Genomic DNA, 20,608 nt, shown 5'->3' with positions numbered 1-20,608 from the left:
GGGGGGGGGGGGGGGGGGGCCTGTGGGGGGGGGGGGTGTCGATCCAGCGGAGTTCGGGTGGGCCGGTGGTCTGGTGGTGGAGGCACCAGATGAGGTGGTTGGGGGCGCGGGTCTCGGCCTGCTGCTGTGGGGTGAGCGGGGTGAGGTCGACGGTGACTTTCAGCGCGGCCACGCGGCCGACCCATTGGGTGAGGGTGGGCGCCCCGCAGGACGGGCAGCGGGAGTCGGCGCCGCCCGTCCTGCGGGGTCGCCCGGACATCAGGTGGGCTGGCCGTTCATGACGGGTTGCTTGATCTGCGCGCCGATCGCGGTGACGACGTCCGTGAAGGCGGTGTGCAGGATGTCGGTGGGCCGCTCCAGCTTGTAGCCCATGCGCAGGCCGCGGTCGGTGATGCGGTAGCGCAGGCGCGCGGTGAGTCGGTAGCCCTCGGAGCCCTCGAACGGCACGAGACCGACGACGAAGGTCTCGGGGACGGTGAGCTGGCCCTTCTGCCCGGCCTTGGTCGTGGTGGTCTCGACGTACTGGAACTGCCGCTGTCCGGAGGCGAGGCGGACGCCGGACTGGAAATCGACCTTGGTGGCGGCCTGGAGAGACTGGGCGATCTCCAGCATGTCCGCGGCGGAGGGCTCCAGGAGTTCGGGGAGGTGGTCCTCCAGGAACTCGGCGAAGTCTTCCTGTCCGAGGAGCTGCCCGTCGGAGGTCATCCACTGTTTCCACGCGTCGGTGGTGCGCAGGGCGAGGGCGAGGCGGTGCGCGCCCCAGCGGGGTGCGTCGGGTTCGTGGGCGTCGAGGACGGCGGTGACGGTGAGTCGTTCGGTGTCGGCGTAGACCTCGCTGTGCTCGCCGTGGTGCTTGTCCCAGTAGGCGCGGAAGGAGTCGACGTCCCGGACGGTGGTGGTGCCGGTCTTGCGGGCGGGGAAGTCGCGGTATTCGGGCCCGGTGAGGTCGACCTTGTGGATGCCGGTGGGGGTGTGGAAGGCGTACACCTTGCCGGGCTCCAGCTCGGCGGGCGGGGCGGTACGCAGCGCGGTGTCGATGACGGGCTGAAGGTTGTCGGTCACGGGGATCAGGCGTCCTTGAAGGTGTCGGTGGCGTGGGCGGTGCGGAACTCGATGGCCATCTGGCGGGGGTCCTCGCGTACGGGGAGGCCCTCCTCGTCGAGGAAGTACAGGGACTTCACAGGCGTCGGCTTGGGCGCCTTTACCGCGGACTCGACGCCGATGGGCAGCGGCGCGGACTCCACGCCGTTCGCCGGCGGTTCGACGATGACGGTGATGCGCAGCTCGCCTTTCTTGCCGTGGGTACGGACGGCGTCGAGCAGCTGGTGGAACTCGGTGGAGAGTTCCTCGTCGGTGCGGCCGTTGAGGTGGCTGGCGAGGAACGCGGCGATGTCCGCGCGCTCGGCGGGCTGTTGAGTGGGCTGGTCGGTCACGGTGTCGTGCTCTCCTTCTGGTTGGCCGGGCAGTGGGCTCGGTGGGTGGTGCGGATGGTGGCGGCGAGCGCGGTGGCCTTCTCTTTGCCGCGGGCGCTGGCGGTGTAGGGGCAGCGCAGGCACTGGTAGTGGGCGGCTGGGCGTGGCTCGGCGACGATGCGGAGGATCGCGTCGAGGTAGCGGGCCCGTGCCGGGGCGCTCATGCCGCCGCCTGGCCGCGCGCGCCGGGGTCGTCGGCCGCCCTGTGCTGGCGGTCGCGCAGTGTGCGGTAGAGCGCGTTGCGCTGCTGGGGGTTGAGACCGCCTGCGATGCTGCCGCGGTCCCGGGTGCGCGCGGCGCCCTCGACGTGCATCGCTTCGGCCAGGCACAGCGCTCGGACGGGGCAGCGCAGATGGCAGATGTTCTGGGCGGCGATGCTTTCGGTGGTGTCGCCGTCGCCGGACCAGTCCGCGACCACGGGGGTGGGGCGGGTGCAGGCGCTGTGCCGGTGCCAGCCGGAGGCGGCGCGGGGTTTTTCGATGTGCATGGCCACCTCGCTGGTGGGCGGCGGAGTGTGACGGAGGCGGAGCACGGTGCGCTGTGAGGTGCCGAGGCGGGCGGCGATCTCGTGGTCGTGGAGTCCTGCGCGGTAGAGAGAGCGGGTGTGGTCGGCGAGTTCGGCTCGGGTCACTCGGCCACCGCCGGGGTGGTGTTGGGCCAGCGGACGCCGGCGAGTGCCCGGTGCTGGCGTTCAGGCAGGAGAAGCGGCGGGTAGCCGAGCCAGTCGGCGCCCATCGCGGCGAGCGTGGCGGCGTCGGCGGCGTCGTACCGGCCGGGGCCCTCGCACCAGATGCCGAGCTGCTCGACGACGAAGGTGTGCACCATGCCCTTCGCGATCCGGGCTCGCTTGTCCTTGGGTTCGTCCTTGGCGGGGTTGGCGGCGCCGGTGGCGTAGATGGTGCGGTTGTGGGGGTTGACCACGGCGTACGGGATGTCGCGGCGCCACATGGCGTGGGTGATCGCCCACCAGAGCCCGGCCCGTTCGTGGTGTCCGGCCTGCAACTGCTGCCCATACGCCGGGCCTTCGATGACGACGAGGTCCGCGTGCTTGGTGCGGTCGGTGACCTCGCGTATGAGCCAGTCGAAGCGCGCGTGGCCGGTCAGCTTCGTGGGCCGGAGTGCGTCGGCCCAGTCGGATCCGGCGATGCCGGTGGAGGTGAGGGAGGGGTCGATGCCGATGACGAGCGGGCCGGGCCCGGGGGCCGCCGCCCGCTCGGGAGCGGCGGGCGGCGGGGCAGGGAAGAGCGCGTTCACACTTGCTCCTTGACGTGGGGCTCTTCGGGGACGTCGGCGGTCGCGAGGACGCGGTGACGCCCGCGACGCTGGCGTCCGGTGGCGGCACGCCATGCCCAGATCCCGGCCCGGATCAGGCCGGTGGTGATAGCGACCGCGCCGACGATCCAGAACACGACGCCGGTGAGGAGGAGCAGGCTGACCAGCAGCGGGTGGTCGAGGGCGAGCCTGAAGAGAGTCATGACGCGTCGTCCTCGCTGTGGGTCTCGGGCTCGCTCGTGGTGAGGCCGAGGGCGTCCAGTAGGTGCCGCAGGTCGGCCCGGGAGCGTGCGTGACGCAGTACGTACCGGGATGCGTCGCGGCGCTGTTCGCGCTCCAGGCCCACGCGGCCGAGGTTCTCGGAGCACAGCTCAGGCATCCCGGCCTCCGCTCGTGTGGTGGCACTCGGCGCAGGTGTGGGTGCCGTCGAGATGTGCGAAGTGAGGTGCGTGCAGGCAGCCGCATGCCGGGTTGATGCAGTCGCGCCACTCGGTCGGCTGCCACCCCTCCGGCACCTCCTCGGGCGCCGTGGCGTACAGGGCGCGGTGGGTCCCGGCGCCGGGCCTCAGCGCCAGCCGGGCCCGCTCGATGAGGTAGGCCAGCAGTGCCAGTGCAGGCAGGGCGGACAGCGTGGCCACGCCCTCGATCTGATCGGCGGTCACGTCTCGCTCACCCCCTGCGCGGGAATCAGCGGCCACTCCGGGCGGACGCCGGCGGCGAGGTGTTCCTTGCCGGGGGTCTTCTCGAAGTACGCGCGCAGCCCGGCCGCCTGCTCGGCGGCCCACGCGATCTGTGCGTGGTGCAGGGCCTCGATGTCCATCGCGGCCAGCTCCGGCCGGGTCGACCCCAGCCGCCAGGCGACGCGGCACGCGGCGAGGGCGTCGGCGTCCGCGCTGTGCGCGCCGTCCAGGGCCACGGAGTAGTGGCGGCAGAGGTCTTCGAGCTTCCGGCCGCCCCGCCGGTACCGGTCGGCGGCCTTGTCCAGAACACGCGGGTCAACGACGCGCAGCTCGTCGCCGACGGAAGTGTCGGCGAGGGGGTACACGCGGTGTCTGCGGGCCTCCCGATCGAGCATGGTCAAGTCGAAGCCAGCGTTCATCGCCACAACGGGCAGCCCAGCCCCTATGGCGTGGGTGAGCGCCGCGACGACCTGTTCGACGACCTGCCCCGCAGGCTGCCCCTCGGCGCGTGCCTGCTCGGTGGTTATGCCGTGCACGGCGGTGGCCTCGGCGGGGATCTCCACGCCGGGGTTCGCAATCCAGGTTGCGGACTGGGTGGGGTGCTTGCCGCCGCACTGCACAACGCAGGCGGTGACGATGCGGTCCGACTCGACGTCGACCCCGGTGGTCTCCAGATCAAAGCCGCACAGGCGGCCGAGGTGCCAGCTCATGCCTTCGCCCCCTTGAGGACGGCGAGGAACGCGCGCAGCTTGTCCACGCTGGCGGTCGAGGGGTGCAGGCCCTCGTGCTGGCTGGCGAACTCCTCCTCGACCTGGGCGGTCGTCATGCCGTGCGTTCCGGCGGTGGCGATGATCTGGAACCAGATCTCGGCCACGTCGCCGTCGTCCTCGATGACCTCGACGTCGACCGCACCGTCCTCATCCGGGACGGGCTCGACGTCGACCGGAGGCGGCCCGGCCTCAGCCTGTTCCGGGGCGGACTTCTTGACGGTCGCGCCGAGCGCCTCAGCCCGTGCCGTGATCGCTGCCGCGAGCGCGTCGTCCATGTGACCGGCCCTCTTCGCGTGCTTCCACAGCGCGCCGACCTCTTCCCGCGTGGATGCCTCGGCCAACAGCGCCGCGTAGTCAGGCCGTCCACCGGTGATGGCGACGCGCTCCGGGCCCGCAGCTACTGCCGGCGGGGCGCCGACGGTCTGTCCGGCCATCAGCGCAGCTGGGGTGATCTCCACGTCGAGGGTGGGGACCATGAAGCGGGCGGGGCCCTCGTCGCGTTGGACGAGTTTCTCCTCCATGCCGAGCCACCCGGCGACGTATCCGCCGGACTGCGCGAGCAGCTCGGCGGCGGGTGGCAACTCCGTTGCGGCGTAGTAGCCCTTGGTGATCAGCAGCCACTGGCCGAGCGCGGGTACGTCTCGGAGCATGACGTTGACGCGGGTGGTGATGGAGCACTCTCGCTTGTCCGGGTTGCACATGCACGGCCGGTCTTTCTTGTGCTCGGTGACGCCGTCGCATCGGCGCTGGCACTTGGATCCGGCGTACAGCTCGTACCACTGGGATACGGAGTCGTTCGGGGGGATCAGGACAGGCAGCCGTTTCGTGGTGGAGTACACCTCGAACTCGCTGGGGCCGCCGTTCGCTGGGGTCCAGGGCTGTACCTCTCCGCCGTACAGCTCGGCGACGGAGGTGAGGATTTCGTGGGAGGGGCTGGTGAAGCGGAACGTGTCGAGCTTGGCGGGGCGGGTGTACGCCTTACCGTCCTTGGTCGTTCCGGCGACGACGTGTCCGATGCGGATCTCGCCGAGCTGCCGCATGCGGCGTTGGAGATGGATGATGGGCATCAGGCAGCCCTCTCTTCAGTCGCGGTGGGGAGGGTGAGGGCGGAGCCGATGACCTTCTTGGACAGGCCGGATGTCCACTCGGCGTTCCGCTTGACCGTCAGGAACGCTTCGAAGACGGCGTCGTCGGCGACGGCCGGGATCAGCCGGTAGCCCTCCGGCCGCAGGTGCAGCACCACCCCGGCCCAGGAGGTGTCGGGCATCGGAACGGTCGAGCCGTCCCGCAGCCACGCGATCTCGGCCTTGCGGTACGCGGACATCTGGAGGCTGGCCTCTGGATAGACGCCCTTGATGTCCAGCTCGCCGCCGGTCTTGGTGTCGCCCATGAAGGTCGACCGCGGTGGTATGTCGGTCTCGAAGCGCGCGGCCAGCGCGGCAGCAACCAGCGGAGAGCGCAGCAGGTAGTCGAGTGTTCCGGCGTAGCCGTGCTCTCGGTGGCCGACGACCATCTCGGATGCCTCGAAGTCGACCTGCCACTCCTCGACGAACCGCTCGAAGTGCCGCAGGAAAGGGGCCAGTTCGTCATCGTTGAGCAGCTCTTCGGGGACCGGCGTGCCGAGCACGTGTGCCTCGATGAGTGTGTGGACGGCGGTGCCGACGTCCTTGCGTTCGTCCTTCTTGCGGTGGTGGGCGCGCTTGAGCCACGTGGTGATCTCGGCGCGTTCCTCGGGCACGCGGGAGGCGGCGACGAGGCGGGGCAGGTGCTCCATGGCGGTCTCGGCGGTGATGTTCCCGGCCCAGGTGGTGAGGGCGTCGCCCTTGGTGCAGCCCTGTTCGAGGATGGTGGTGACGCGGCGGAGTTTGTCGCCGGTGATGGGGTCGCGGTACCAGCCTTGGGAGGGCTTGGGGATGCGGTCGGCGCCGGTGGGGGTGGGCTTCTTCGTGCGGGCCTTGCGGCTGGCGGCCGGGGCCTGAGCCCCGGCCTGCGCGGTGGTCGTCATCGGGGCGTACTCGCCTTCTCGTAGCTCCCGCTGTGCAGGCGGGTGACGTGGTCGTGCAGCTCGGCGTCGGCGGAGCCGTCGGCGGTGTGCCAGACGGAGGTGTGCCAGTGGCACACGGGGCAGGTGCGGGAGACATCGGCGCTGGTCTCGTGGACGGGTCGCTTGGCTCCGGAGTGCGGGTTGAGTTCGGAGAACTCGCCCTCGCAGGCGTCGGCTTCGAGGTAGTGCTCGGGCCCGTTCATCGGGGTCCTCCGGTACGGGTGTTGCGCTGCACGCCGGGGACTCCCGGCGCGGCGCGGTGGGACGAGTTGCGGGAGGGCAGCGGCGCTCCGGCACGGACGGCGGCCAGCGCAGCGGCCTTACGCAGAGCGGCCTCACGGTGCGGCCCGAGCCAGCGGACGATGACGATCGAGGTGTCGTCGCGGTCGGCGACCTGTGCCTCGTACGCGCCGGCGGGCTCGTAGTGCGGCAGCCGGTAGGCGGTGTGGATGCGGTGTGCGAGCTGTCGTGCGGCGTAGCCCACGCGGTGTGTGGACAGCTCGGACCACATGCCGGGGTGGGCTCGCAGGTGGCGTACGGCGGCGGCGTGGTCGGCGCGAGGGCGTTTGACGGGGCGGCTCATCGCGGGCTCCCGTCGTCGGCGCGCGGCACCTGCAACCGGTGGATCTCGTCCAGCAGTTCAGGCATGGATGCATGGACGTCCGCGTCGTGCAGGGCCTGTTGTGCCTGGCGGCGGCGGTGTTGGGTGCGGGTCCATAGGGGGGCGGCGGCGAGTGCGGCGGCTGTCCAGATGGTCAGGGCCCACAGGAGGGCGGTCACTGTCCACCGTCCTTGGTGGGGGCGAGGATGGCGCGGAGCTTTGCTGCTGCTCGCCCAGCGCAGTCACACGGCCCAGCCTCGGCCTCGCGGAGCACCTCGGCGCGGTAGGCGTCGAGCATCCGGCCCGCCGCCGCGTGGGCTTCGGCGTCGTCGCTGCTCGGTATGACCTGCCAGAGCCGGGCGGCGATCTCCTCGCGGGCGCTCACGACGCACCCCGCCCGGCGGCGTCGGCGCGCTCGCCCAGAACGCTGGCGGCCTTACGCCACTCCCGCCGCAGTCCACTTCCGTCCACCCGGTCCGCGTGCGCCATGAGCACGTTCTTCGCCTCGCGCAGGACCGCCTCGCGGGTGGGGCGGGCCGCCAACTCGGCACGCAGGTGCGTGATCGTTGCGCGCCTCGCGGCGGCGGTCCGCTCGTCCTCGGCGTGCCAGCGGATCAGCTTGTCCCGCTCCTGCTCCAGGTCCTCCACCTCGGCGCGCGAGCGCTCGACCTCGTCGATGAGGTCCCTCAGCGCGACGCCCATCACCGCTGCGGCACGCTCCGGCATCAGCGCCAGCAGATCCAGCGACCGGATCTCCGCCCACCGCTCGGGCGTCATCGGTGTCTCAACCACGACGCTCACCCACCTCGGCGACGTCGGTGTGACCGACGTACTGGTGGATCTCCCAGTCGTCCACGCCGTAGGCATACGGCTCCCACTCGCCACGGAAGTGACGCCAGCCGAGGGCTGTTCGCTCACCGTCCTCGGGGTGGGTAGTGACGGAGTCGCAGCGGAATCGCCAGTCGGTGATGCCGTCGTCCTCGGCGTAGGTGTGGCCGGGCTGGAAGAAGTCGGGAGTGGACTCGCCCTGGCGGGTGTCCTTCTCTGCCTCGCCCAGCACCTCGTCGCGGACCGCCTGCTCCCGCTCGGGCGTCATCGGTGTGCCGGTCATGCCGACTCACCGCCCATCACGGCGTCGTCCTGAAGCAGCCGCCACGCAGCGCGCCTCGCCGGATCCGGGAAACACCGCGCCGTCAACCGCCCGTAGGGACGCAGCTTGTCCAGCCGGGCCCCACCCGTACGCGCCTGGTCGTCCCGGTCCCGGCCCTCAGACGCGTCCTGCGCCTCGGCGAGCCGCTCCGTGAGCCGGTGGGCCAGCGTGGTCAGCCGCTCGATCTCGGCCGCCGACTCCCGCCGAACCACCGCCGCCTGAGCGAACCCTGCGGCGTGCAGCGCCTCCGCCAGGTGCTCGGCGAGGTGCTGCCTGACCTGCGCGTGCTGAAGAGACGAAAGGTGCGCCGTCTCCTGGAACGCGACGAGCGCGTCGTACAGCACCTCGTGTGCGTCGCGGGCCTTCACGTGGTCACGACCTTCAACGCCGGGCGAACGAAGGCCGGACTCGGGCTCGGGCCGAAGCGGGCGAGCTTCGGGATCGCCTTGTCCAGTTCGGCCCGCAGGCGCTCAGCGTCTGCCAGGTCGAGACGCGCGTACTCCTCGCCGTCGGTCACGCCCTCCAACGCCTGCACCAACGCGTCCAACTCCTTCGGCGACGGGTCCCCCTGGAGGGCCTCCGCCAGAGCGTCGAGGGCGTCCATCACCGCGCCGTCCGAGGCGGTCCACGCCTCGGCCAGCGAGATCAGGAGGTTCTTGATGATGTCGTCGGCGCGCAGTCGTGCCGACATCCAGTCAGCCGCGAGCGTCACCGACAGCTCGGGGCGCGTGGTCTCAGGCAACGGCCGTTTCTTCCGGTCAGGCATGGGTGACCCCCTTCGCGGGATCAAGAGAGAGGAGAAGCGCGAGCGCACAGACATCGAGCGCGACCCGCTGGCGCGTATGCGCTGCGGTGTCAGCCGTACGAGCCACGGCGGACAGCAGCCAGGCCGGGGGCTCCGTGCCCACCAGCAACGTCGGGATGAACCCCGCCGAGTACACGGAGGTCGACAGGCAGAGAATGGCCATGCCGGTCACTCCGCACCCGCCTCATCGACGGGACACTCCGGCTGCGACTCCGAGGCGGTCTGGCTCTCCTGCGAATCCGCGATCAGCTGGTCATCCACGACCACGACGTCAGCGTCGTACTGAGGCCGGGTCACGACTCGCCGTCCTCAACCGCGCCGTGCTCAGGCGCGGGCTCCGGGTCCGGCTCGCTCAGCAAGTCCTGCGCCAGCTCCCGGAACCCCGCCGCGACGGTCACGTCATCGGGTGTGTTCTCGTCCCCACGGCTGCTCACGCCGCCACCTGCTCGGTCTTGACCACACCGTCGTTCAGGGACCAGGCGTGGACCGGGACCCCGGCGACAATGGTGTTGGCCTCGGTCATGACCATGGCCTCATCGGTCATGTGCGGGGTGGTGCTCACCTCCGCGTCGAACGCGGCGGCGAAGCTGGCCACCCTGTCCGGCGCGTGGTGGAAGTACAGGTCCAGGGTGTAGTCGCCCCGGAAGTTCCACTTGAGCCTGACGTCGTCCGGGAGGTCCGGCGAGTCCTGGACGATCTGTTTGGCGGTGTCGAACGTGGTCGTCAGTGCGTCGCGGTGGGCGTCGGTAGGCTGTGCGATCACGGCCTTACCTCTCTTTCTGATGGTGGTGTGGTGAGGTCAGGGGTCGTCACGCCTGGCAGGGCGGACGGCCCCGCTTCATGCGGGTCAGGCCGCGGTGCGGCGCACTCGGCGCTGCCCGCGCTTCCGCTCGACCGGCGCGTCGACCGGGTCGTTGAGCGGGCTCTGCGGGTCGGTCGCTATCTCGCCGGCCTCGTATTCCTCGATCGCCGTGCGCGGCCACAGGAGCTTTCGGCCACCTGAAATTGCCGGTGGCAACTTCCGCCGATGCCGAAGGTGGTAGATGGCGTTCTCGGTCGTGTGCCAGCGGGCTGCCAGCTCGGCAACCGTGAGGTGGGGGGACTCTTCAGTCCGCTGGGTTGTCTCCATCACGTCCCTCGTGGGTGTGGGCGATCCGGGAGATCGCGACCCTGGCCTGCTGCTCGCCATCCAGCTCAAGTGCGATGCGTCTGAGCAGGTCAGGGCTTGGGTTGGCTTGGTCTCGTTCGACCCGGGAGAGCCACGAGGGTGAGATGCCGATCCGCCCGGCGAAGGCCGTCAGGCCATAGCCGCTCTCCTCGCGCTGGCGCCGGATCTCGCATCCTCGCGCTTGCATATGGCAAGAGTAGGCAGGTATAGGAAGGTGCGCAAGAGTTTCATCGGCAGTAGTTGGCAAAAGTGGGAAGCGTGCAGGTCAACGACTGGAACCTGACTGCCCCAAGTGAAACGATCTTGATAGGTTGTGCCTGTCGTTGCTTCCTGTTGCCCAACCGGACGGTGGACCGTCACATGGACCGAGCCCAGGCATACGCCGCCCTCGGCAGAGCCATCCGTGACGACCGCATCAAGAAAGGCTTCTCCAGCATGGAGAAGCTGTCTCAGCGCATCAGGGAGAACGGACACAAGGTCTCGGCTCGGACCATCGGCGCGATCGAGCGTGGAGATGTCCCCGAACTGGATGACAAGTTCCCCTCGACCGAACTCATCGTGGCCGCACTCGGCTGGAAGCCCGGCTGGGTCGACCGCATCCTTGCCGGTGAAGACCCCGCCGCCGTCCTGACCTCTGCCAAGAGTGCGGACCTCGGATCAACGACTGCCCGCCTCACACGCGCCGGCCTGCTGGAGATGCTCCCCGCGGTGTATGCGTTCTCCCGCGGTGTCGTTGCGCTAGGCGGGGACCCCCACCTGCGCGACGAGTTCGACCGGCTCGCCGACCAGCTCGTCGCATCGCTGCCGTCGGCGCGGAGTTACGGGCTCGCCGCGTACCGCCCGCACGCCGAGGGTGAGGGCGCGGCCGTGGACGACGCTCATCGCATCGCACGGGCCCTCGACGGCGAGTAGCCGTACAACCCTCTACCCCGTGCCGAGTCTCGTCTCGTACTCCAGGTGTCGCCCTGGCCAGGCGGTGGGTGATGTTGGTGTGGCCGCTTGATCCACCAACGCGCAGGTTTAGGAAGAAAGTTGAACGTTTTCCTGTTCTTTCCTTCCTTTGCTTACGGCACATCAGGTACACATGTACGTTCACGCCTCCCCAGCGCCGCACGTGCACCATGCATCACGAGGGGGCGTTTCCATGTCTGCGGCCGAGCCGTTCCTCATTGAGACAGGCAGGCATTACTCACCACATCACGCGCTGGACCTGCTCGGAGTCACCGTGATCCGGACCTGGCTGCGCGATACGTGGGGGGTCTGGTCACACAGCAGGCGGAAGATCGTGATCGCTTCCGGTCTCAGCACGGTCCAGGAACGTTGCGTCCTGGCGCACGAGGTGGAGCATGTGCTCGCCGGTCATGACGGGTGCGCCACGGGGGTCTTGGCGGTTCGGCAAGAACGCGACGCCGATCTCGAAGCGGCCCGTAAGTTGGTGGCTATATCGGACCTGTGCGAGGTCGCTCAGTGGGCCGACGAGATACGCCTGGCTGCGCACGACCTGCGCGTCACCGAACGCGTGCTCCGTATCCGCCTCCGCGACCTCGAAGGGGAGGGGTGGCCGTGGCCGGCTACATCGAAGATCGGTGGCTGAAGAAGCGCCCGAACAAGGAGACCGGCAAGCGCGAGCGGACCACGCTGTACGGCAGCAATACCAAGCGCTACCGGGTGTGCGGGATACCCGGCGTCCGCAGGAAAAGCTTCGAGACCATCGACGCCGCGAAGCGCTGGAAGGCCAAGGCTGAACACGAGACCAACACGGGCGACTTTCTGGACCCGGCCCGCGGGGCGATGACGCTCCGAACGTACATCCGGACTGAGTATCTGCCGAACCGGCCGAGCGGCGACCCGGGCACCGCTGCAACGGTCCGCAGCCGACTCGACCATGTCGACACCCTGCTGGGTGACCAGCGACTCGCCGCGCTCAAGGCGCCAGAGCTGCGCGGCTTCATCAAGGATCTGGAGCCTCGGCTCGGTCCGGCGACTACGCACGAGGTGTGGGGCTATCTCTCCGCCGTGCTTCAACACGCGGTCGATGATGAGCGCATACGGAAGAATCCGTGCAAGACCAAGACGGTCGTGTTGCCGGTCGTTCCCGAGCGACGGGTCCAACCGTGGGCTCGGGATCGCATCCGTCTCGTCCGGGCCTCGCTTGCTCCTCGGTACAGGGCCACGGTGGATGTCGGCGTCGGGGTCGGCATGCGACAGGGAGAGGTCTTCGGACTCGCCGAGGGCGACATCGACGATGCCGCCGAGGTGATCCACGTGCGCCGGCAGGTGAAGAAGCTCGGCGCGAAGCTCGTGTTCGCTCTCCCCAAAGGGCAAAAGACGCGCACGGTCCCGGCGTCCGCTCATGTGCGGAGACGTCTGCGTGAGCACATAGCGGCGTTTCCCCCGGTAGAGATCACCCTTCCCTGGGGGGACTCGGCACCTCCGCAGACGGAGCGCGACACGAAGGAACGCGCACCGCAGACTTACCGTCTGTTGTTCACGACCCCGAGCGGTACGGCCCTGCGCCGGGACAGTTGGAACCTGCGGCAATGGAAGCCTGCGCTCGCCGCGGCAGGGGTCATCCCGCCGCCGGAGACCGTGCGGCAAGGGAAGCGGCAGCGCCCGGTCAAGAAGTACGCGGAGGCGCGGGAGGATGGATTCCACGTACTGCGGCATACGTTCGCGAGCGTGCAGCTTCACGCCCGAGAGACGATCGTGGCAGTATCGAAGTGGCTAGGCCACAAGGACCCGGCGATCACGTTGCGGATCTACGCGCACATGATGCCTGAGGCGGACGGTCGAGGGCGGGCCGCCATGGATGACTGGTTTCAAGATCTCTAGCGCTTCTCCCTCAGAACTCCCTTGCGGGATGTGGATCAACGCATTGACGCCCCCGACGGATAGTCACCCGTCGGGGGCGTCGCCTCGTCAGCAGACCCCGTGTTTCCTGAGAACCCGCCTCTGAACTGCGGAGATTTTAGCCGGAAAGTAGACGTAACACACACCGCCCGTACCGGACTTGACCTTGCCGTCGGCGTCCTTCCGCTTCGTCCGCAGCCAGATGTTCTCGAACTGGCGGCGTTTGTAGACGTGGCGGACCGAGGGGTTGTCGGGGGACGCGGGGTCGTTGGCGATGACGTCGCCGGACTTGGTGAAGCCGATGACGGTCATGAGGTGGCCGGCCGTGCCGTAGCCGGCGCCGTCGAGTTCGGACTTGATGAAGGACTGGGAGGTGATGAGGGGGATGCCGGCCGCGATGAACTCCTCCGCCTGGGTGAGGGTGTCGAGGCGGGTGACGACGGCACGCATGTCCTTGTACGTGCTGGCGTAGGCCGCGTTGAAGGGCCAGTTGCCGCAGCCTTCGTACTGGTAGTCGAACGTGTAGCGCGCCGCGTGGCACACCTGGGGGTCCGCGTAGTCGGGGTTCACCCAGGCGAGGTCTTCGGGGGTGGGCTTACGGCCCCAGAACTCGATGATCATCTGCGAGGAGGTGGGGCTGCACCACGCCTCTCCCCCGTTGTCGTACTCGGGGTACTGGCCCTTGTGGATCTCCTGCGAGTAGCGCGGCACCTTCAGCTCGACGGCCTTGCCGAGCCCCGGCTCGGACGCGGGGACCTCGAAGCGGTCGGGCACGGCCGAGGCCATCGCTCCGGCCAGCCATACCTTGGGGGTCGTGCCGCCGGGGGCCCGGTAGAGGGTGAGGCGCAGGCGGTAGGAGGCGATCCGGAGCCCGGTGTCGAGGTCGTCGATGGAGAGGGTGTCGGTGTAGACGGTGCTCTTGCCGTCGGTCTGATCGTCGATGGAGGTGCGGCGCGGCACGTCGTCGCCGTCGCCCGCCGTCCAGATGCCGAGCGTGTACCACGGGGTGTCCTTGCCGTCCGTGTACGTACCCTGCACCTCCGTCCTGATCCAGGTGCCGCCGGGTGTGTGCGCGTTCCAGGAGGCGATGATCTCGCCTGCCGGTACGGCGGACTTGTGGCGCGGTGAGGTCCAGGTGGCGTACTCCCAGGTCGCGGTCCTGCCGGTATGCGGGTCCGCGTACTCGACGGTGCCTGCGGGGGTCGCCAGCACGATGCCGGGGCGTGCGCCTCCCTCGGCGCGCGTGCCCTTGGCCTCGCCCGCCGACCAGTCCTTGCGCGAGCTCCAGGTGTGCAGGTCCACATGTGTCTCCGCCTTGCCAGGGCGGCCGGGGCTCCCCGGGCGGCCGGTTCCCGCGGCGCCCGTGGCACCGCCCGACCGGCTGTCGGCTGCCAGGGCTACGGGTGCCGCGGCGGCCGATGCGGCAACGGCGACGGCGGCTGCCAGAACGGTGCGGCGGTTGGCGGGTCTGCTGGTCATACGGTGTGCCCCCAGTCGGTGGGTCGGTGCGTGAAGCGGAACGTGCGAGGCGGTGCGTGCGGTGTGGTGCGCGGGACGCCGCCCGTGGGACGTAGTGCGTGGGACGTGTGCGTGCGGCATGCCGCTCGGGAAGCCGTACCCCGGAAACGGTGTGTGCCTACGTGGGATCGGAGGCCGTACGTGGATCGGAAGCCGTACTGGATCTCAGCCGTGCGTCGGAAGCTCTGTGTGGATCGGCGTGCGTCGGAAGCCGTACGTGGATCAGCCGTGCGGTGCCGGGCGGCGCCGGGCGGTGTGGCGGAAGCCAACTATCGCGGCTCCGGAAGGCGCGTGCCAGGGCTTCGGCCCTACGGCACGCCGCCGTCATTGGCCTGGGCCACTGGTGTCGATCATTGGCCAAGCCCCGCACGTACGCTGAGGGGATGCCCGCTCTCCTCTCCGCCGAAGCCCTCTCGTCGCGCCTGACAGCGCTCCCGCCCTCGTGCGGGCCGGTGCGGCTGGTCGGTGTGGACGGGCACGCGGGTTCGGGCAAGACGACGCTGGCCGCGCTGCTCTCGGCCGAGCTGGGCGGAGTGCCGGTGCTGCATCTGGACGACCTCGCCGCCCATGACGTGCTCTTCGACTGGACCGACCGGCTCGCGGATCAGGTGCTCGCGCCTCTGGGGCGCGGGGAGAGCGCGCGGTACGAGGTCTACGACTGGGTGGAGCGCGCCCGCACCTCGGAGGCCGTGCTGCCGCCGGCGCCGGTGGTGCTGGTGGAGGGCGTGGGCGCGGGGCGTGCCGCGCTGCGCCCGTATCTGGCCTGCCTGCTGTGGATGGATGTGCCGTGCGGGGAAGCGTGGCGGCGGGGGCAGGAGCGGGACGGGCCGGCACAGCGCGCGTTCTGGGAGGGCTGGATTCCGGCGGAGCGCGCACACTTCGCGCGGGACCCCTCGCGCCCATACGCGCACTGGCTGGTGCGGAAGGCGGCCGGGGGGCCTGGGTACCACGCGGCGCATGTGAGGTACGCGGGTCAGGAGGAGTACGCCGTGCTGGAGGGCCCTGCGGGGCAGGCATGAACACCCCTGAATGTCACCCTCCGTATATCTGGGGCCAGTTGAGCGCGATCGTCCGAGCTCGGGGTCCCCGACCGGCTTGACCCGCGCGCCTGAGACAGATTACGTTTCCAACAAGCGGTCTACGCAGGCCGCCTGCAGACACGAAGCCCCCGGTTGTTCCCCCGTGACCGGGGGCTTCGTTCTGCGCTCAGAAGGGGAAAGTGGAAGCGCTCAGCCGCGTTTTACTCACCCTTCGTGGTCACCTCTCCCCCAGGGATCACCAGTTCCCCTGCCACGGCGGCCTCCCGGTGTCCGCGAAGCTCGAAGTCCGCCCCGTACTCCGCTCTTCGGCCGCGCGCGGCTCGCGGGTACGATGCGAAACAGCGTGGGAACCCCGGGTGATAACCGGCAGATGACGGGGGACGTTTCGTGGGGGACGTGATGAACTTCGGCACGCAGGACCCCCAGGGCCTGCACGCCCCGGCCGAACTCGCCTGGCTGCGCGGGGTGGACGCATACACCGTCGGCGGATACGCCCAGGCCGAGGAGGAGTTCCGCACCGCTGTGCGGCTCGACCCCGGCATGGCGGACGGCTGGCTCGGCCTGCACGCGCTGCGGGCCGACACCGCCACCTCGTTGCTGCGGATGTACCACCACAGGGACCGCTTCGGTGAGCAGCGCGCCCGCCATGGACGCACCCTCAACTCCTGGTATTGGCTGGGCTGGTGGGTGCAGCCCGTGCTGGAGCACGAACGCGATCTGCTGCTCGCACACGCCTCGCACTGGCTGGACGGCCGCCATGTGGCCGAGCTGGACCGCGCGTTGGCGAGCTGCCCGCCGGTGGAGACCGATCCGCAGGTGCGGTTCCTGCACGCCTGCCGTGCCTACCTGGCCAAGGACTGGGAGCGGCTGGTCGCGCACACCGAGCCTCTGGTGGAGGACCAGTTGCTGGGCATAGAGGCGGGGCTGTTCGCCGGGATGGCACGGGTGCGGCTGGAGATGTACGGGCAGGCCGAGCCGCTGCTGGCCGCGGCGCTGATGCGGTGCCGCAGCGAGCAGCCGCAGCGCAAGGAGCTGCGGTACTGGCTGGCCCGGGCCCGTGAGGGCACGGGCCGCAGCGCTGCCGCGCTTCCCCTCTACCGCGCGGTGCACCGGATAGACCCGGCCTTCATGGACACGGCGGCACGCCTGACGACCATCGCCGAGGGCGACAGCATGGGCGGCTCCTCGGACGACCTGACGACTGCGGTGCTCTCCGGTGGCCTCGGCGGCGCACAGGAGCTGTTCGACCGCGGCCAGGACCCGCAGGCCGACGCGGCCGACACAGCCGATCCCGCCGAGCAGGGCGAGGACTTCGAAGGCCCGGGTCCCGCGGGCCCGTTCGGCCGTTCCGGGGGCGGCCAGGGGAGCGCCGGGGGCACGGGGCAGCCCGGGGGCGCCGGGCGTGCGGGCGGTCCGGGGAACACCGCGGGGGACGCGGGGGACGCGGAGGACACCCAGGATCTGCCCGGCGGTCTGCCGGACGCCGCTGAGACGGCCGACCCCGATCTGGACCCGGCGGCCGAGACGCTGCGGCTGGAGGACTCGGGCGATCCCGCCGAGCCCATACGCGTGGACGGGGGCGTGGTGCGCGAGCGTGCCATGACCGGCAAGGGCAGGCCCGGCATGGACAACAGGCTGCCCGCCGGGCCTTCGGACCCGGTGCTGCTGGCGCAGGCCCTGGACGAGTTGGAGCGGATGGTCGGTCTGGAGCCGGTGAAGCGTCAGGTGCGGGCGCTCTCCGCTCAGTTGCACATGGCGCGGCTGCGCGCCGGGCAGGGCCTGCCGGTGCAGCCGCCGAAGCGGCACTTCGTCTTCTCGGGGCCGTCGGGAACGGGCAAGACCACGGTGGCGCGCATCCTGGGCCGCGCCTTCTACGCGCTCGGGCTGCTGGGCGGTGACCATCTGGTCGAGGCCCAACGGGCCGACCTGGTGGGCGAGTTCCTGGGCCAGACGGCGGTGAAGGCGAACGAGCTGATCGACTCGGCGCTGGGCGGCGTGCTCTTCGTCGACGAGGCGTACGCGCTGTCCAACACCGGGTACACCAAGGGCGACGCGTACGGCGACGAGGCACTTCAGGTGCTGCTGAAGCGCGCTGAGGACAACCGCGGCCAGCTCGTGGTGATCCTCGCCGGCTATCCGGAGGGCATGGACAGGCTGCTGGCCGCGAACCCCGGTCTCTCCTCGCGCTTCACCACCCGCGTCGACTTCCCCAGCTACCGCCCGCTGGAGCTGACCTCCATAGGCGAGGTGCTGGCCGCCGACAACGGCGACGTGTGGGACGAGGAGTCCCTGGAGGAGCTGCGCAGCATCAGCGGCCATGTCGTCGACCAGGGGTGGATCGACGAACTGGGCAACGGCAGGTTCCTGCGCACGCTGTACGAGAAGAGCTGCGCCTACCGCGATCTGCGGCTGTCCGGCTACGCGGGCACGCCGACGCGGGACGACCTGGCGACGCTGCGGCTGCCCGACCTCATGCAGGCGTACGGCGAGGTGCTGTCCGGCCGCGGCCCGGAGGGTCCTCGTCCCGACCAGCCTCCCCCGCTGGGCTGAGTCCTGCCCCGGCGCGTGCCGGGGAGCCGTGCCCGCCGTACCCCGCGCCTGGGCGCCGGGGCCGGGGCGTTCCCGGGGAAGCGGCCGGGGGCCGTGGCTGCGCGTGCGCGGGGTCGTGCACCTCGCCGACGAGCATCTCCAGTACGTCCTCCAGCGCCGCGAGACCCAGCACCTTCCCCGAGGCGTCGGCGACGGCCGCGAGGTGGGAGGCACCCGCGCGCAGCACGCCGAGTGCGTCGTCCAGGGGCAGTTCGGCCCGCAGTACGGGCATCGGGCGCCACAGGTGCTGGGGCACGGCGCGCTCGTGTTCCTCCAGGTCGAGGACGTCCTTGACGTGCAGGTAGCCCAGGAGGCCGCCGTCGGCTGCGACGACGGGGAAGCGGGAGTAGCCGGTCGCGACGGTCAGTTCCTCGACCTGGCGCGGGGTGACGTCCGCCGGGACGGTCACCAGGCCCCCGCGGTCGAGGAGGACATCGGTGACGGGCCGCGAGCCCAGGCCCAGCGCGTCGGCGAGGCGCTCGTGTTCGGCGTGGCCGAGGAGGCCCGCCTGCCGGGAGTCGTCGACGAGACGGTTGAGCTGTTCGCTGGTGAAGACGGCCTCGACCTCGTCCTTCGGCTCGACCCTGAAGGCCCGCAGCACGAGGTTGGCGCAGGAGCCGAGCGCCGCCGTGACGGGCCGTGTGACCCGCGCGAAGGCGACCAGCCCGGGGCTGAGCCACAGCGCGGTGCGCTCGGGCGCCGCCATGGCGAGGTTCTTGGGGACCATCTCGCCGATGACGAGGTGGAAGAAGACGACGACGGCCAGCGCGAAGACGTAGCCCGCCGGGTGGACGAGGGCCCCCGGCAGGTGCACCGCGTGGAAGAGGGGCTCCAGCAGGTGCGCGAGCGTGGGCTCGGCGACGGCGCCGAGGGTGAGCGAGCAGACGGTGATCCCGAACTGGGCCGCCGCCATCATCTGCGGCAGGCTCTCCAGCCCCCGCAGCACCTGCCGCGCCCGTGCGGAGCCGCCGGCGGCGAGGGGCTCGATCTGGCTGCGCCGTACGGAGACGAGGGCGAACTCGGCGCCGACGAAGAACCCGTTGCCGAGCACCAGCAGCCCGGCGAACAGGAGTTGGAGCACACTCATCGGAGGCCGGCCCCCGCCCGTTTTCGACCGCAGGCGAGCGGTACCGGCTCTCCCTGCGAACGGCCTCCCGCGACGATACGAACCCGCTCGGCGCGGTGGTGTGCGACGCGGCGCACCTTCAACTGCCATTCGCGCGTGGGGTGTTGGTGCCCGCCCGGCAGTCGGAGTTGTGCGGTGTCGCCGGGTGCGGGGATGCGCCCGAGCAGATCGGCGACCAGCCCTGCCAGGGTCTCGTAGGGCCCCTCGGGTACCTCAAGGCCGATGTGCCGCAGTGCGCTGACGCGGCAGCCGCCGTCGGCCTCCCAAGCCGCGGCGCCTCCTGGTTCCGGCGGTGCGGGGGCGAGCGTGGGCGGCTCGTCGTACAGCTGTCCGTCGTGCTCGTCGCGCACCTCGCCGACGATCTCCTCCACGATGTCCTCCAGGGTGACGACGCCGGCCGTGCCCCCGTACTCGTCCACGACGACCGCCATCGGCTGCTCGCTGCGCAGCCGCTCCAGCAGGGGCTGGACGGGGAGCGTCTGGGGTACGAGGAGCGGCGGGACGGCGACGCGGGAAGCGGGGGTGTGCAGGCGGCGGTGTGCCGGTACGGCGAGCGCGTGCTTGAGGTGCACGATGCCGGTGACCTCGTCGAGGCTGCCGTCGTACACGGGGAAGCGCGAGAGGCCGGTCGCGCGGGTGAGGTTGAGGACGTCGGCCGCCGTGGCGAGCGCCTGGAGGGCGCTGACCCGGACACGGGGCGTCATCACGTGCTGCGCTGTCAGCCCTCCCAGCCCCAGGGTGCGGACGAACAGGTCGGCCGTGTCCTGTTCCAGTGCTCCGGCGCGCGCCGAGTGACGCGCGAGCGAGACGAGTTCGCCGGGGGTGCGTGCCGAGGCCAGTTCCTCCGCCGGCTGGACGCCGAAGAGCCGCACGACACGGTTGGCCGCGGCGTTGAGCAGCGCGATGACGGGCCGGAAGAGGCACGAGAAGAGCCGCTGCGGCCGTGCGGCGAAGCGGGCGACGGCCAGCGGCCTGGAGACGGCCCAGTTCTTGGGAACGAGTTCGCCGATGACCATCTGGACGGCCGAGGCGGCGAGCATGCCGCAGCCGACGGCCGCTCCGCTGACGCCGCCGGGCGGGAGTCCCACGGCCGTGAGGGGCCCGTGGAGGAGCTGGGCGAGCGCGGGTTCGGCGAGCATGCCGGTCACCAGGGAGGTGAGGGTGATGCCCAGTTGGGTGCCGGAGAGCTGGAAGGACAGCTCGCGCAGGGCGCGTACGACGGCGCGGGCACGCCGGTCGCCCTGCGCGGCGACGCGCTCGGCCTCCGGTCGCTCCACCGTGACGAGGCCGAACTCCGCCGCGACGAAGAAGCCGTTGGCGAGGATCAGCAGAAAGGCGGCGGCCAGCAGGATCAGCGGGAGGTTCATGCCACGGCCCCCTGGATGCGGGGCGCCGCGGCGCACGTACTACAGGACGTTCCGTCCATCGCTGGGAGTGGTCACTCCTCGGGTCGCAGGAACCCGCGAGGGTTGCGGGAGGTGTCGACCAGAGTAATCACCACGCGGTGCGGCGCGAAGACGCTG

At 70.6% G+C, this 20,608-nt stretch carries 33 protein-coding genes; 5 read left to right on the top strand and 28 right to left on the bottom strand.

The window, feature by feature from the left end; genetic code table 11:
• Positions 1-258: 258 nt before the first annotated feature.
• From NMN56_RS10945 to NMN56_RS10825, 25 genes are all read right to left on the bottom strand, one after another.
• Positions 259-1,062: a DUF2303 family protein gene (locus tag NMN56_RS10945; protein ID WP_274038991.1), complete on the bottom strand. Its 804-nt coding sequence runs from the start codon at positions 1,060-1,062 to the stop codon at positions 259-261.
• Between the two features lie 5 nt (positions 1,063-1,067).
• Positions 1,068-1,433: a hypothetical protein gene (locus NMN56_RS10940; RefSeq protein ID WP_274038990.1), complete on the bottom strand. Its 366-nt coding sequence runs from the start codon at positions 1,431-1,433 to the stop codon at positions 1,068-1,070.
• On the bottom strand, positions 1,430-1,636 hold the full coding sequence (locus NMN56_RS10935; protein ID WP_274038989.1) for a hypothetical protein: 207 nt from the start codon (positions 1,634-1,636) through the stop codon (positions 1,430-1,432). Before NMN56_RS10935 ends, NMN56_RS10940 begins: the two co-directional genes overlap by 4 nt.
• Entirely contained in the window at positions 1,633-2,103 is a 471-nt protein-coding gene (locus tag NMN56_RS10930) for a WhiB family transcriptional regulator (RefSeq protein WP_274038988.1), read from the bottom strand. Before NMN56_RS10930 ends, NMN56_RS10935 begins: the two co-directional genes overlap by 4 nt.
• Positions 2,100-2,726, bottom strand: coding sequence for a hypothetical protein (locus NMN56_RS10925; protein ID WP_274038987.1), 627 nt, complete (start codon positions 2,724-2,726; stop codon positions 2,100-2,102). Before NMN56_RS10925 ends, NMN56_RS10930 begins: the two co-directional genes overlap by 4 nt.
• Positions 2,723-2,947 carry a hypothetical protein gene (locus NMN56_RS10920; RefSeq protein ID WP_274038986.1) on the bottom strand — a complete coding sequence of 75 codons (225 nt, stop codon included), beginning with the start codon at positions 2,945-2,947 and terminating at the stop codon, positions 2,723-2,725. Before NMN56_RS10920 ends, NMN56_RS10925 begins: the two co-directional genes overlap by 4 nt.
• Positions 2,944-3,123, bottom strand: a complete 180-nt coding sequence (locus NMN56_RS10915; protein ID WP_274038985.1) for a hypothetical protein — start codon at positions 3,121-3,123, stop codon at positions 2,944-2,946. The genes NMN56_RS10920 and NMN56_RS10915 overlap by 4 nt, the downstream gene beginning before the upstream one ends.
• Complete coding sequence (locus tag NMN56_RS10910) at positions 3,116-3,406, bottom strand: hypothetical protein (RefSeq protein ID WP_274038984.1); 291 nt, start codon at positions 3,404-3,406, stop codon at positions 3,116-3,118. Before NMN56_RS10910 ends, NMN56_RS10915 begins: the two co-directional genes overlap by 8 nt.
• Complete coding sequence (locus NMN56_RS10905; RefSeq protein ID WP_274038983.1) at positions 3,403-4,134, bottom strand: exonuclease domain-containing protein; 732 nt, start codon at positions 4,132-4,134, stop codon at positions 3,403-3,405. Before NMN56_RS10905 ends, NMN56_RS10910 begins: the two co-directional genes overlap by 4 nt.
• Positions 4,131-5,261 (bottom strand): recombination directionality factor, encoded by a 1,131-nt coding sequence (locus NMN56_RS10900; RefSeq protein ID WP_274038982.1) that lies wholly within the window; start codon positions 5,259-5,261, stop codon positions 4,131-4,133. Before NMN56_RS10900 ends, NMN56_RS10905 begins: the two co-directional genes overlap by 4 nt.
• Positions 5,261-6,199 (bottom strand): hypothetical protein, encoded by a 939-nt coding sequence (locus NMN56_RS10895; RefSeq protein WP_274038981.1) that lies wholly within the window; start codon positions 6,197-6,199, stop codon positions 5,261-5,263. Before NMN56_RS10895 ends, NMN56_RS10900 begins: the two co-directional genes overlap by 1 nt.
• On the bottom strand, positions 6,196-6,441 hold the full coding sequence (locus NMN56_RS10890; protein WP_274038980.1) for a hypothetical protein: 246 nt from the start codon (positions 6,439-6,441) through the stop codon (positions 6,196-6,198). Before NMN56_RS10890 ends, NMN56_RS10895 begins: the two co-directional genes overlap by 4 nt.
• Entirely contained in the window at positions 6,438-6,821 is a 384-nt protein-coding gene (locus NMN56_RS10885) for a hypothetical protein (protein WP_274038979.1), read from the bottom strand. The genes NMN56_RS10890 and NMN56_RS10885 overlap by 4 nt, the downstream gene beginning before the upstream one ends.
• Positions 6,818-7,018 carry a hypothetical protein gene (locus NMN56_RS10880; protein ID WP_274038978.1) on the bottom strand — a complete coding sequence of 67 codons (201 nt, stop codon included), beginning with the start codon at positions 7,016-7,018 and terminating at the stop codon, positions 6,818-6,820. Before NMN56_RS10880 ends, NMN56_RS10885 begins: the two co-directional genes overlap by 4 nt.
• Entirely contained in the window at positions 7,015-7,224 is a 210-nt protein-coding gene (locus NMN56_RS10875; RefSeq protein WP_274038977.1) for a hypothetical protein, read from the bottom strand. The genes NMN56_RS10880 and NMN56_RS10875 overlap by 4 nt, the downstream gene beginning before the upstream one ends.
• Entirely contained in the window at positions 7,221-7,631 is a 411-nt protein-coding gene (locus tag NMN56_RS10870; RefSeq protein ID WP_274038976.1) for a hypothetical protein, read from the bottom strand. The genes NMN56_RS10875 and NMN56_RS10870 overlap by 4 nt, the downstream gene beginning before the upstream one ends.
• Positions 7,624-7,950: a hypothetical protein gene (locus NMN56_RS10865; RefSeq protein ID WP_274038975.1), complete on the bottom strand. Its 327-nt coding sequence runs from the start codon at positions 7,948-7,950 to the stop codon at positions 7,624-7,626. The genes NMN56_RS10870 and NMN56_RS10865 overlap by 8 nt, the downstream gene beginning before the upstream one ends.
• Positions 7,947-8,357: a hypothetical protein gene (locus NMN56_RS10860; protein ID WP_274038974.1), complete on the bottom strand. Its 411-nt coding sequence runs from the start codon at positions 8,355-8,357 to the stop codon at positions 7,947-7,949. The genes NMN56_RS10865 and NMN56_RS10860 overlap by 4 nt, the downstream gene beginning before the upstream one ends.
• Positions 8,354-8,731 carry a hypothetical protein gene (locus NMN56_RS10855; protein ID WP_280842588.1) on the bottom strand — a complete coding sequence of 126 codons (378 nt, stop codon included), beginning with the start codon at positions 8,729-8,731 and terminating at the stop codon, positions 8,354-8,356. Before NMN56_RS10855 ends, NMN56_RS10860 begins: the two co-directional genes overlap by 4 nt.
• A 16-nt stretch (positions 8,732-8,747) precedes the next feature.
• The gene (locus NMN56_RS10850) at positions 8,748-8,957 is read right to left on the bottom strand and encodes a hypothetical protein (protein WP_280842587.1); all 210 of its coding nucleotides are present in this window, start codon (positions 8,955-8,957) and stop codon (positions 8,748-8,750) included.
• 5 nt (positions 8,958-8,962) lie between these two features.
• On the bottom strand, positions 8,963-9,091 hold the full coding sequence (locus NMN56_RS10845) for a hypothetical protein (protein ID WP_274038971.1): 129 nt from the start codon (positions 9,089-9,091) through the stop codon (positions 8,963-8,965).
• On the bottom strand, positions 9,088-9,228 hold the full coding sequence (locus tag NMN56_RS10840) for a hypothetical protein (protein WP_274038970.1): 141 nt from the start codon (positions 9,226-9,228) through the stop codon (positions 9,088-9,090). The genes NMN56_RS10845 and NMN56_RS10840 overlap by 4 nt, the downstream gene beginning before the upstream one ends.
• Positions 9,225-9,557, bottom strand: a complete 333-nt coding sequence (locus NMN56_RS10835) for a hypothetical protein (RefSeq protein WP_274038969.1) — start codon at positions 9,555-9,557, stop codon at positions 9,225-9,227. The genes NMN56_RS10840 and NMN56_RS10835 overlap by 4 nt, the downstream gene beginning before the upstream one ends.
• Positions 9,558-9,641: 84 nt before the next feature.
• Positions 9,642-9,923: a helix-turn-helix domain-containing protein gene (locus NMN56_RS10830; RefSeq protein WP_274039362.1), complete on the bottom strand. Its 282-nt coding sequence runs from the start codon at positions 9,921-9,923 to the stop codon at positions 9,642-9,644.
• Complete coding sequence (locus NMN56_RS10825) at positions 9,901-10,149, bottom strand: helix-turn-helix domain-containing protein (protein ID WP_274038968.1); 249 nt, start codon at positions 10,147-10,149, stop codon at positions 9,901-9,903. The genes NMN56_RS10830 and NMN56_RS10825 overlap by 23 nt, the downstream gene beginning before the upstream one ends.
• 173 nt (positions 10,150-10,322) lie before the next feature.
• On the opposite strand from NMN56_RS10825, the gene NMN56_RS10820 reads away from it, so the two are divergent.
• The 3 genes from NMN56_RS10820 (at position 10,323) to NMN56_RS10810 (ending at position 12,794) form a co-directional block, all read left to right on the top strand.
• On the top strand, positions 10,323-10,874 hold the full coding sequence (locus NMN56_RS10820) for a hypothetical protein (RefSeq protein ID WP_274038967.1): 552 nt from the start codon (positions 10,323-10,325) through the stop codon (positions 10,872-10,874).
• A 232-nt stretch (positions 10,875-11,106) separates the two neighbouring features.
• A complete protein-coding gene (locus NMN56_RS10815; protein WP_274038966.1) occupies positions 11,107-11,556 on the top strand; it encodes an ImmA/IrrE family metallo-endopeptidase in 450 nt (149 codons plus the stop codon).
• Positions 11,526-12,794 (top strand): tyrosine-type recombinase/integrase, encoded by a 1,269-nt coding sequence (locus NMN56_RS10810; RefSeq protein WP_274038965.1) that lies wholly within the window; start codon positions 11,526-11,528, stop codon positions 12,792-12,794. The genes NMN56_RS10815 and NMN56_RS10810 overlap by 31 nt, the downstream gene beginning before the upstream one ends.
• Before the next feature lie 87 nt (positions 12,795-12,881).
• Here NMN56_RS10810 and NMN56_RS10805 read toward each other — a convergent pair whose 3' ends face one another.
• Positions 12,882-14,291 (bottom strand): C39 family peptidase, encoded by a 1,410-nt coding sequence (locus tag NMN56_RS10805; protein ID WP_274038964.1) that lies wholly within the window; start codon positions 14,289-14,291, stop codon positions 12,882-12,884.
• 422 nt (positions 14,292-14,713) lie between these two features.
• Here NMN56_RS10805 and NMN56_RS10800 point away from each other — a divergent pair, with 422 nt between their 5' ends.
• Both NMN56_RS10800 and NMN56_RS10795 read left to right on the top strand, forming a co-directional pair.
• The gene (locus NMN56_RS10800; RefSeq protein WP_274038963.1) at positions 14,714-15,349 is read left to right on the top strand and encodes a uridine kinase family protein; all 636 of its coding nucleotides are present in this window, start codon (positions 14,714-14,716) and stop codon (positions 15,347-15,349) included.
• Positions 15,350-15,769: 420 nt separating this feature from the next.
• The gene (locus NMN56_RS10795; RefSeq protein WP_430542527.1) at positions 15,770-17,920 is read left to right on the top strand and encodes an AAA family ATPase; all 2,151 of its coding nucleotides are present in this window, start codon (positions 15,770-15,772) and stop codon (positions 17,918-17,920) included.
• On the opposite strand, the gene NMN56_RS10790 is transcribed toward NMN56_RS10795, so the two are convergent.
• Both NMN56_RS10790 and NMN56_RS10785 read right to left on the bottom strand, forming a co-directional pair.
• Entirely contained in the window at positions 17,841-19,046 is a 1,206-nt protein-coding gene (locus tag NMN56_RS10790; RefSeq protein WP_274038961.1) for a hemolysin family protein, read from the bottom strand. The two genes, NMN56_RS10795 and NMN56_RS10790, sit on opposite strands and share 80 nt — an antisense overlap.
• Entirely contained in the window at positions 19,043-20,452 is a 1,410-nt protein-coding gene (locus tag NMN56_RS10785) for a hemolysin family protein (RefSeq protein ID WP_274038960.1), read from the bottom strand. Before NMN56_RS10785 ends, NMN56_RS10790 begins: the two co-directional genes overlap by 4 nt.
• Between the last annotated feature and the right edge of the window lie 156 nt (positions 20,453-20,608).

It is taken from the genome of Streptomyces iconiensis (genome assembly GCF_028657195.3).
In the GTDB taxonomy this organism is placed as follows: domain Bacteria; phylum Actinomycetota; class Actinomycetes; order Streptomycetales; family Streptomycetaceae; genus Streptomyces; species Streptomyces iconiensis.
Note: the sequence above shows the minus strand (reverse complement) of the source record. Positions and strands in the feature narration are given on the sequence as shown.

Excerpts from the sequence above, each read along its gene's own strand:
- NMN56_RS10890 (WP_274038980.1), bottom strand. The coding sequence starts at position 6,441 with ATGAACGGGCCCGAGCACTACCTCGAAGCCGACGCCTGCGAGGGCGAG.
- NMN56_RS10905 (WP_274038983.1), bottom strand. The coding sequence starts at position 4,134 with ATGAGCTGGCACCTCGGCCGCCTGTGCGGCTTTGATCTGGAGACCACC.
- NMN56_RS10785 (WP_274038960.1), bottom strand. The coding sequence starts at position 20,452 with ATGAACCTCCCGCTGATCCTGCTGGCCGCCGCCTTTCTGCTGATCCTC.
- NMN56_RS10790 (WP_274038961.1), bottom strand. The coding sequence starts at position 19,046 with ATGAGTGTGCTCCAACTCCTGTTCGCCGGGCTGCTGGTGCTCGGCAAC.
- NMN56_RS10825 (WP_274038968.1), bottom strand. The coding sequence starts at position 10,149 with ATGCAAGCGCGAGGATGCGAGATCCGGCGCCAGCGCGAGGAGAGCGGC.
- NMN56_RS10935 (WP_274038989.1), bottom strand. The coding sequence starts at position 1,636 with ATGAGCGCCCCGGCACGGGCCCGCTACCTCGACGCGATCCTCCGCATC.
- NMN56_RS10805 (WP_274038964.1), bottom strand. The coding sequence starts at position 14,291 with ATGACCAGCAGACCCGCCAACCGCCGCACCGTTCTGGCAGCCGCCGTC.
- NMN56_RS10795 (WP_430542527.1), top strand. The coding sequence starts at position 15,770 with ATGAACTTCGGCACGCAGGACCCCCAGGGCCTGCACGCCCCGGCCGAA.
- NMN56_RS10815 (WP_274038966.1), top strand. The coding sequence starts at position 11,107 with ATGTCTGCGGCCGAGCCGTTCCTCATTGAGACAGGCAGGCATTACTCA.
- NMN56_RS10820 (WP_274038967.1), top strand. The coding sequence starts at position 10,323 with ATGGACCGAGCCCAGGCATACGCCGCCCTCGGCAGAGCCATCCGTGAC.
- NMN56_RS10920 (WP_274038986.1), bottom strand. The coding sequence starts at position 2,947 with ATGACTCTCTTCAGGCTCGCCCTCGACCACCCGCTGCTGGTCAGCCTG.
- NMN56_RS10915 (WP_274038985.1), bottom strand. The coding sequence starts at position 3,123 with ATGCCTGAGCTGTGCTCCGAGAACCTCGGCCGCGTGGGCCTGGAGCGC.
- NMN56_RS10895 (WP_274038981.1), bottom strand. The coding sequence starts at position 6,199 with ATGACGACCACCGCGCAGGCCGGGGCTCAGGCCCCGGCCGCCAGCCGC.
- NMN56_RS10885 (WP_274038979.1), bottom strand. The coding sequence starts at position 6,821 with ATGAGCCGCCCCGTCAAACGCCCTCGCGCCGACCACGCCGCCGCCGTA.
- NMN56_RS10850 (WP_280842587.1), bottom strand. The coding sequence starts at position 8,957 with ATGGCCATTCTCTGCCTGTCGACCTCCGTGTACTCGGCGGGGTTCATC.
- NMN56_RS10865 (WP_274038975.1), bottom strand. The coding sequence starts at position 7,950 with ATGACCGGCACACCGATGACGCCCGAGCGGGAGCAGGCGGTCCGCGAC.
- NMN56_RS10800 (WP_274038963.1), top strand. The coding sequence starts at position 14,714 with ATGCCCGCTCTCCTCTCCGCCGAAGCCCTCTCGTCGCGCCTGACAGCG.
- NMN56_RS10830 (WP_274039362.1), bottom strand. The coding sequence starts at position 9,923 with ATGGAGACAACCCAGCGGACTGAAGAGTCCCCCCACCTCACGGTTGCC.
- NMN56_RS10900 (WP_274038982.1), bottom strand. The coding sequence starts at position 5,261 with ATGCCCATCATCCATCTCCAACGCCGCATGCGGCAGCTCGGCGAGATC.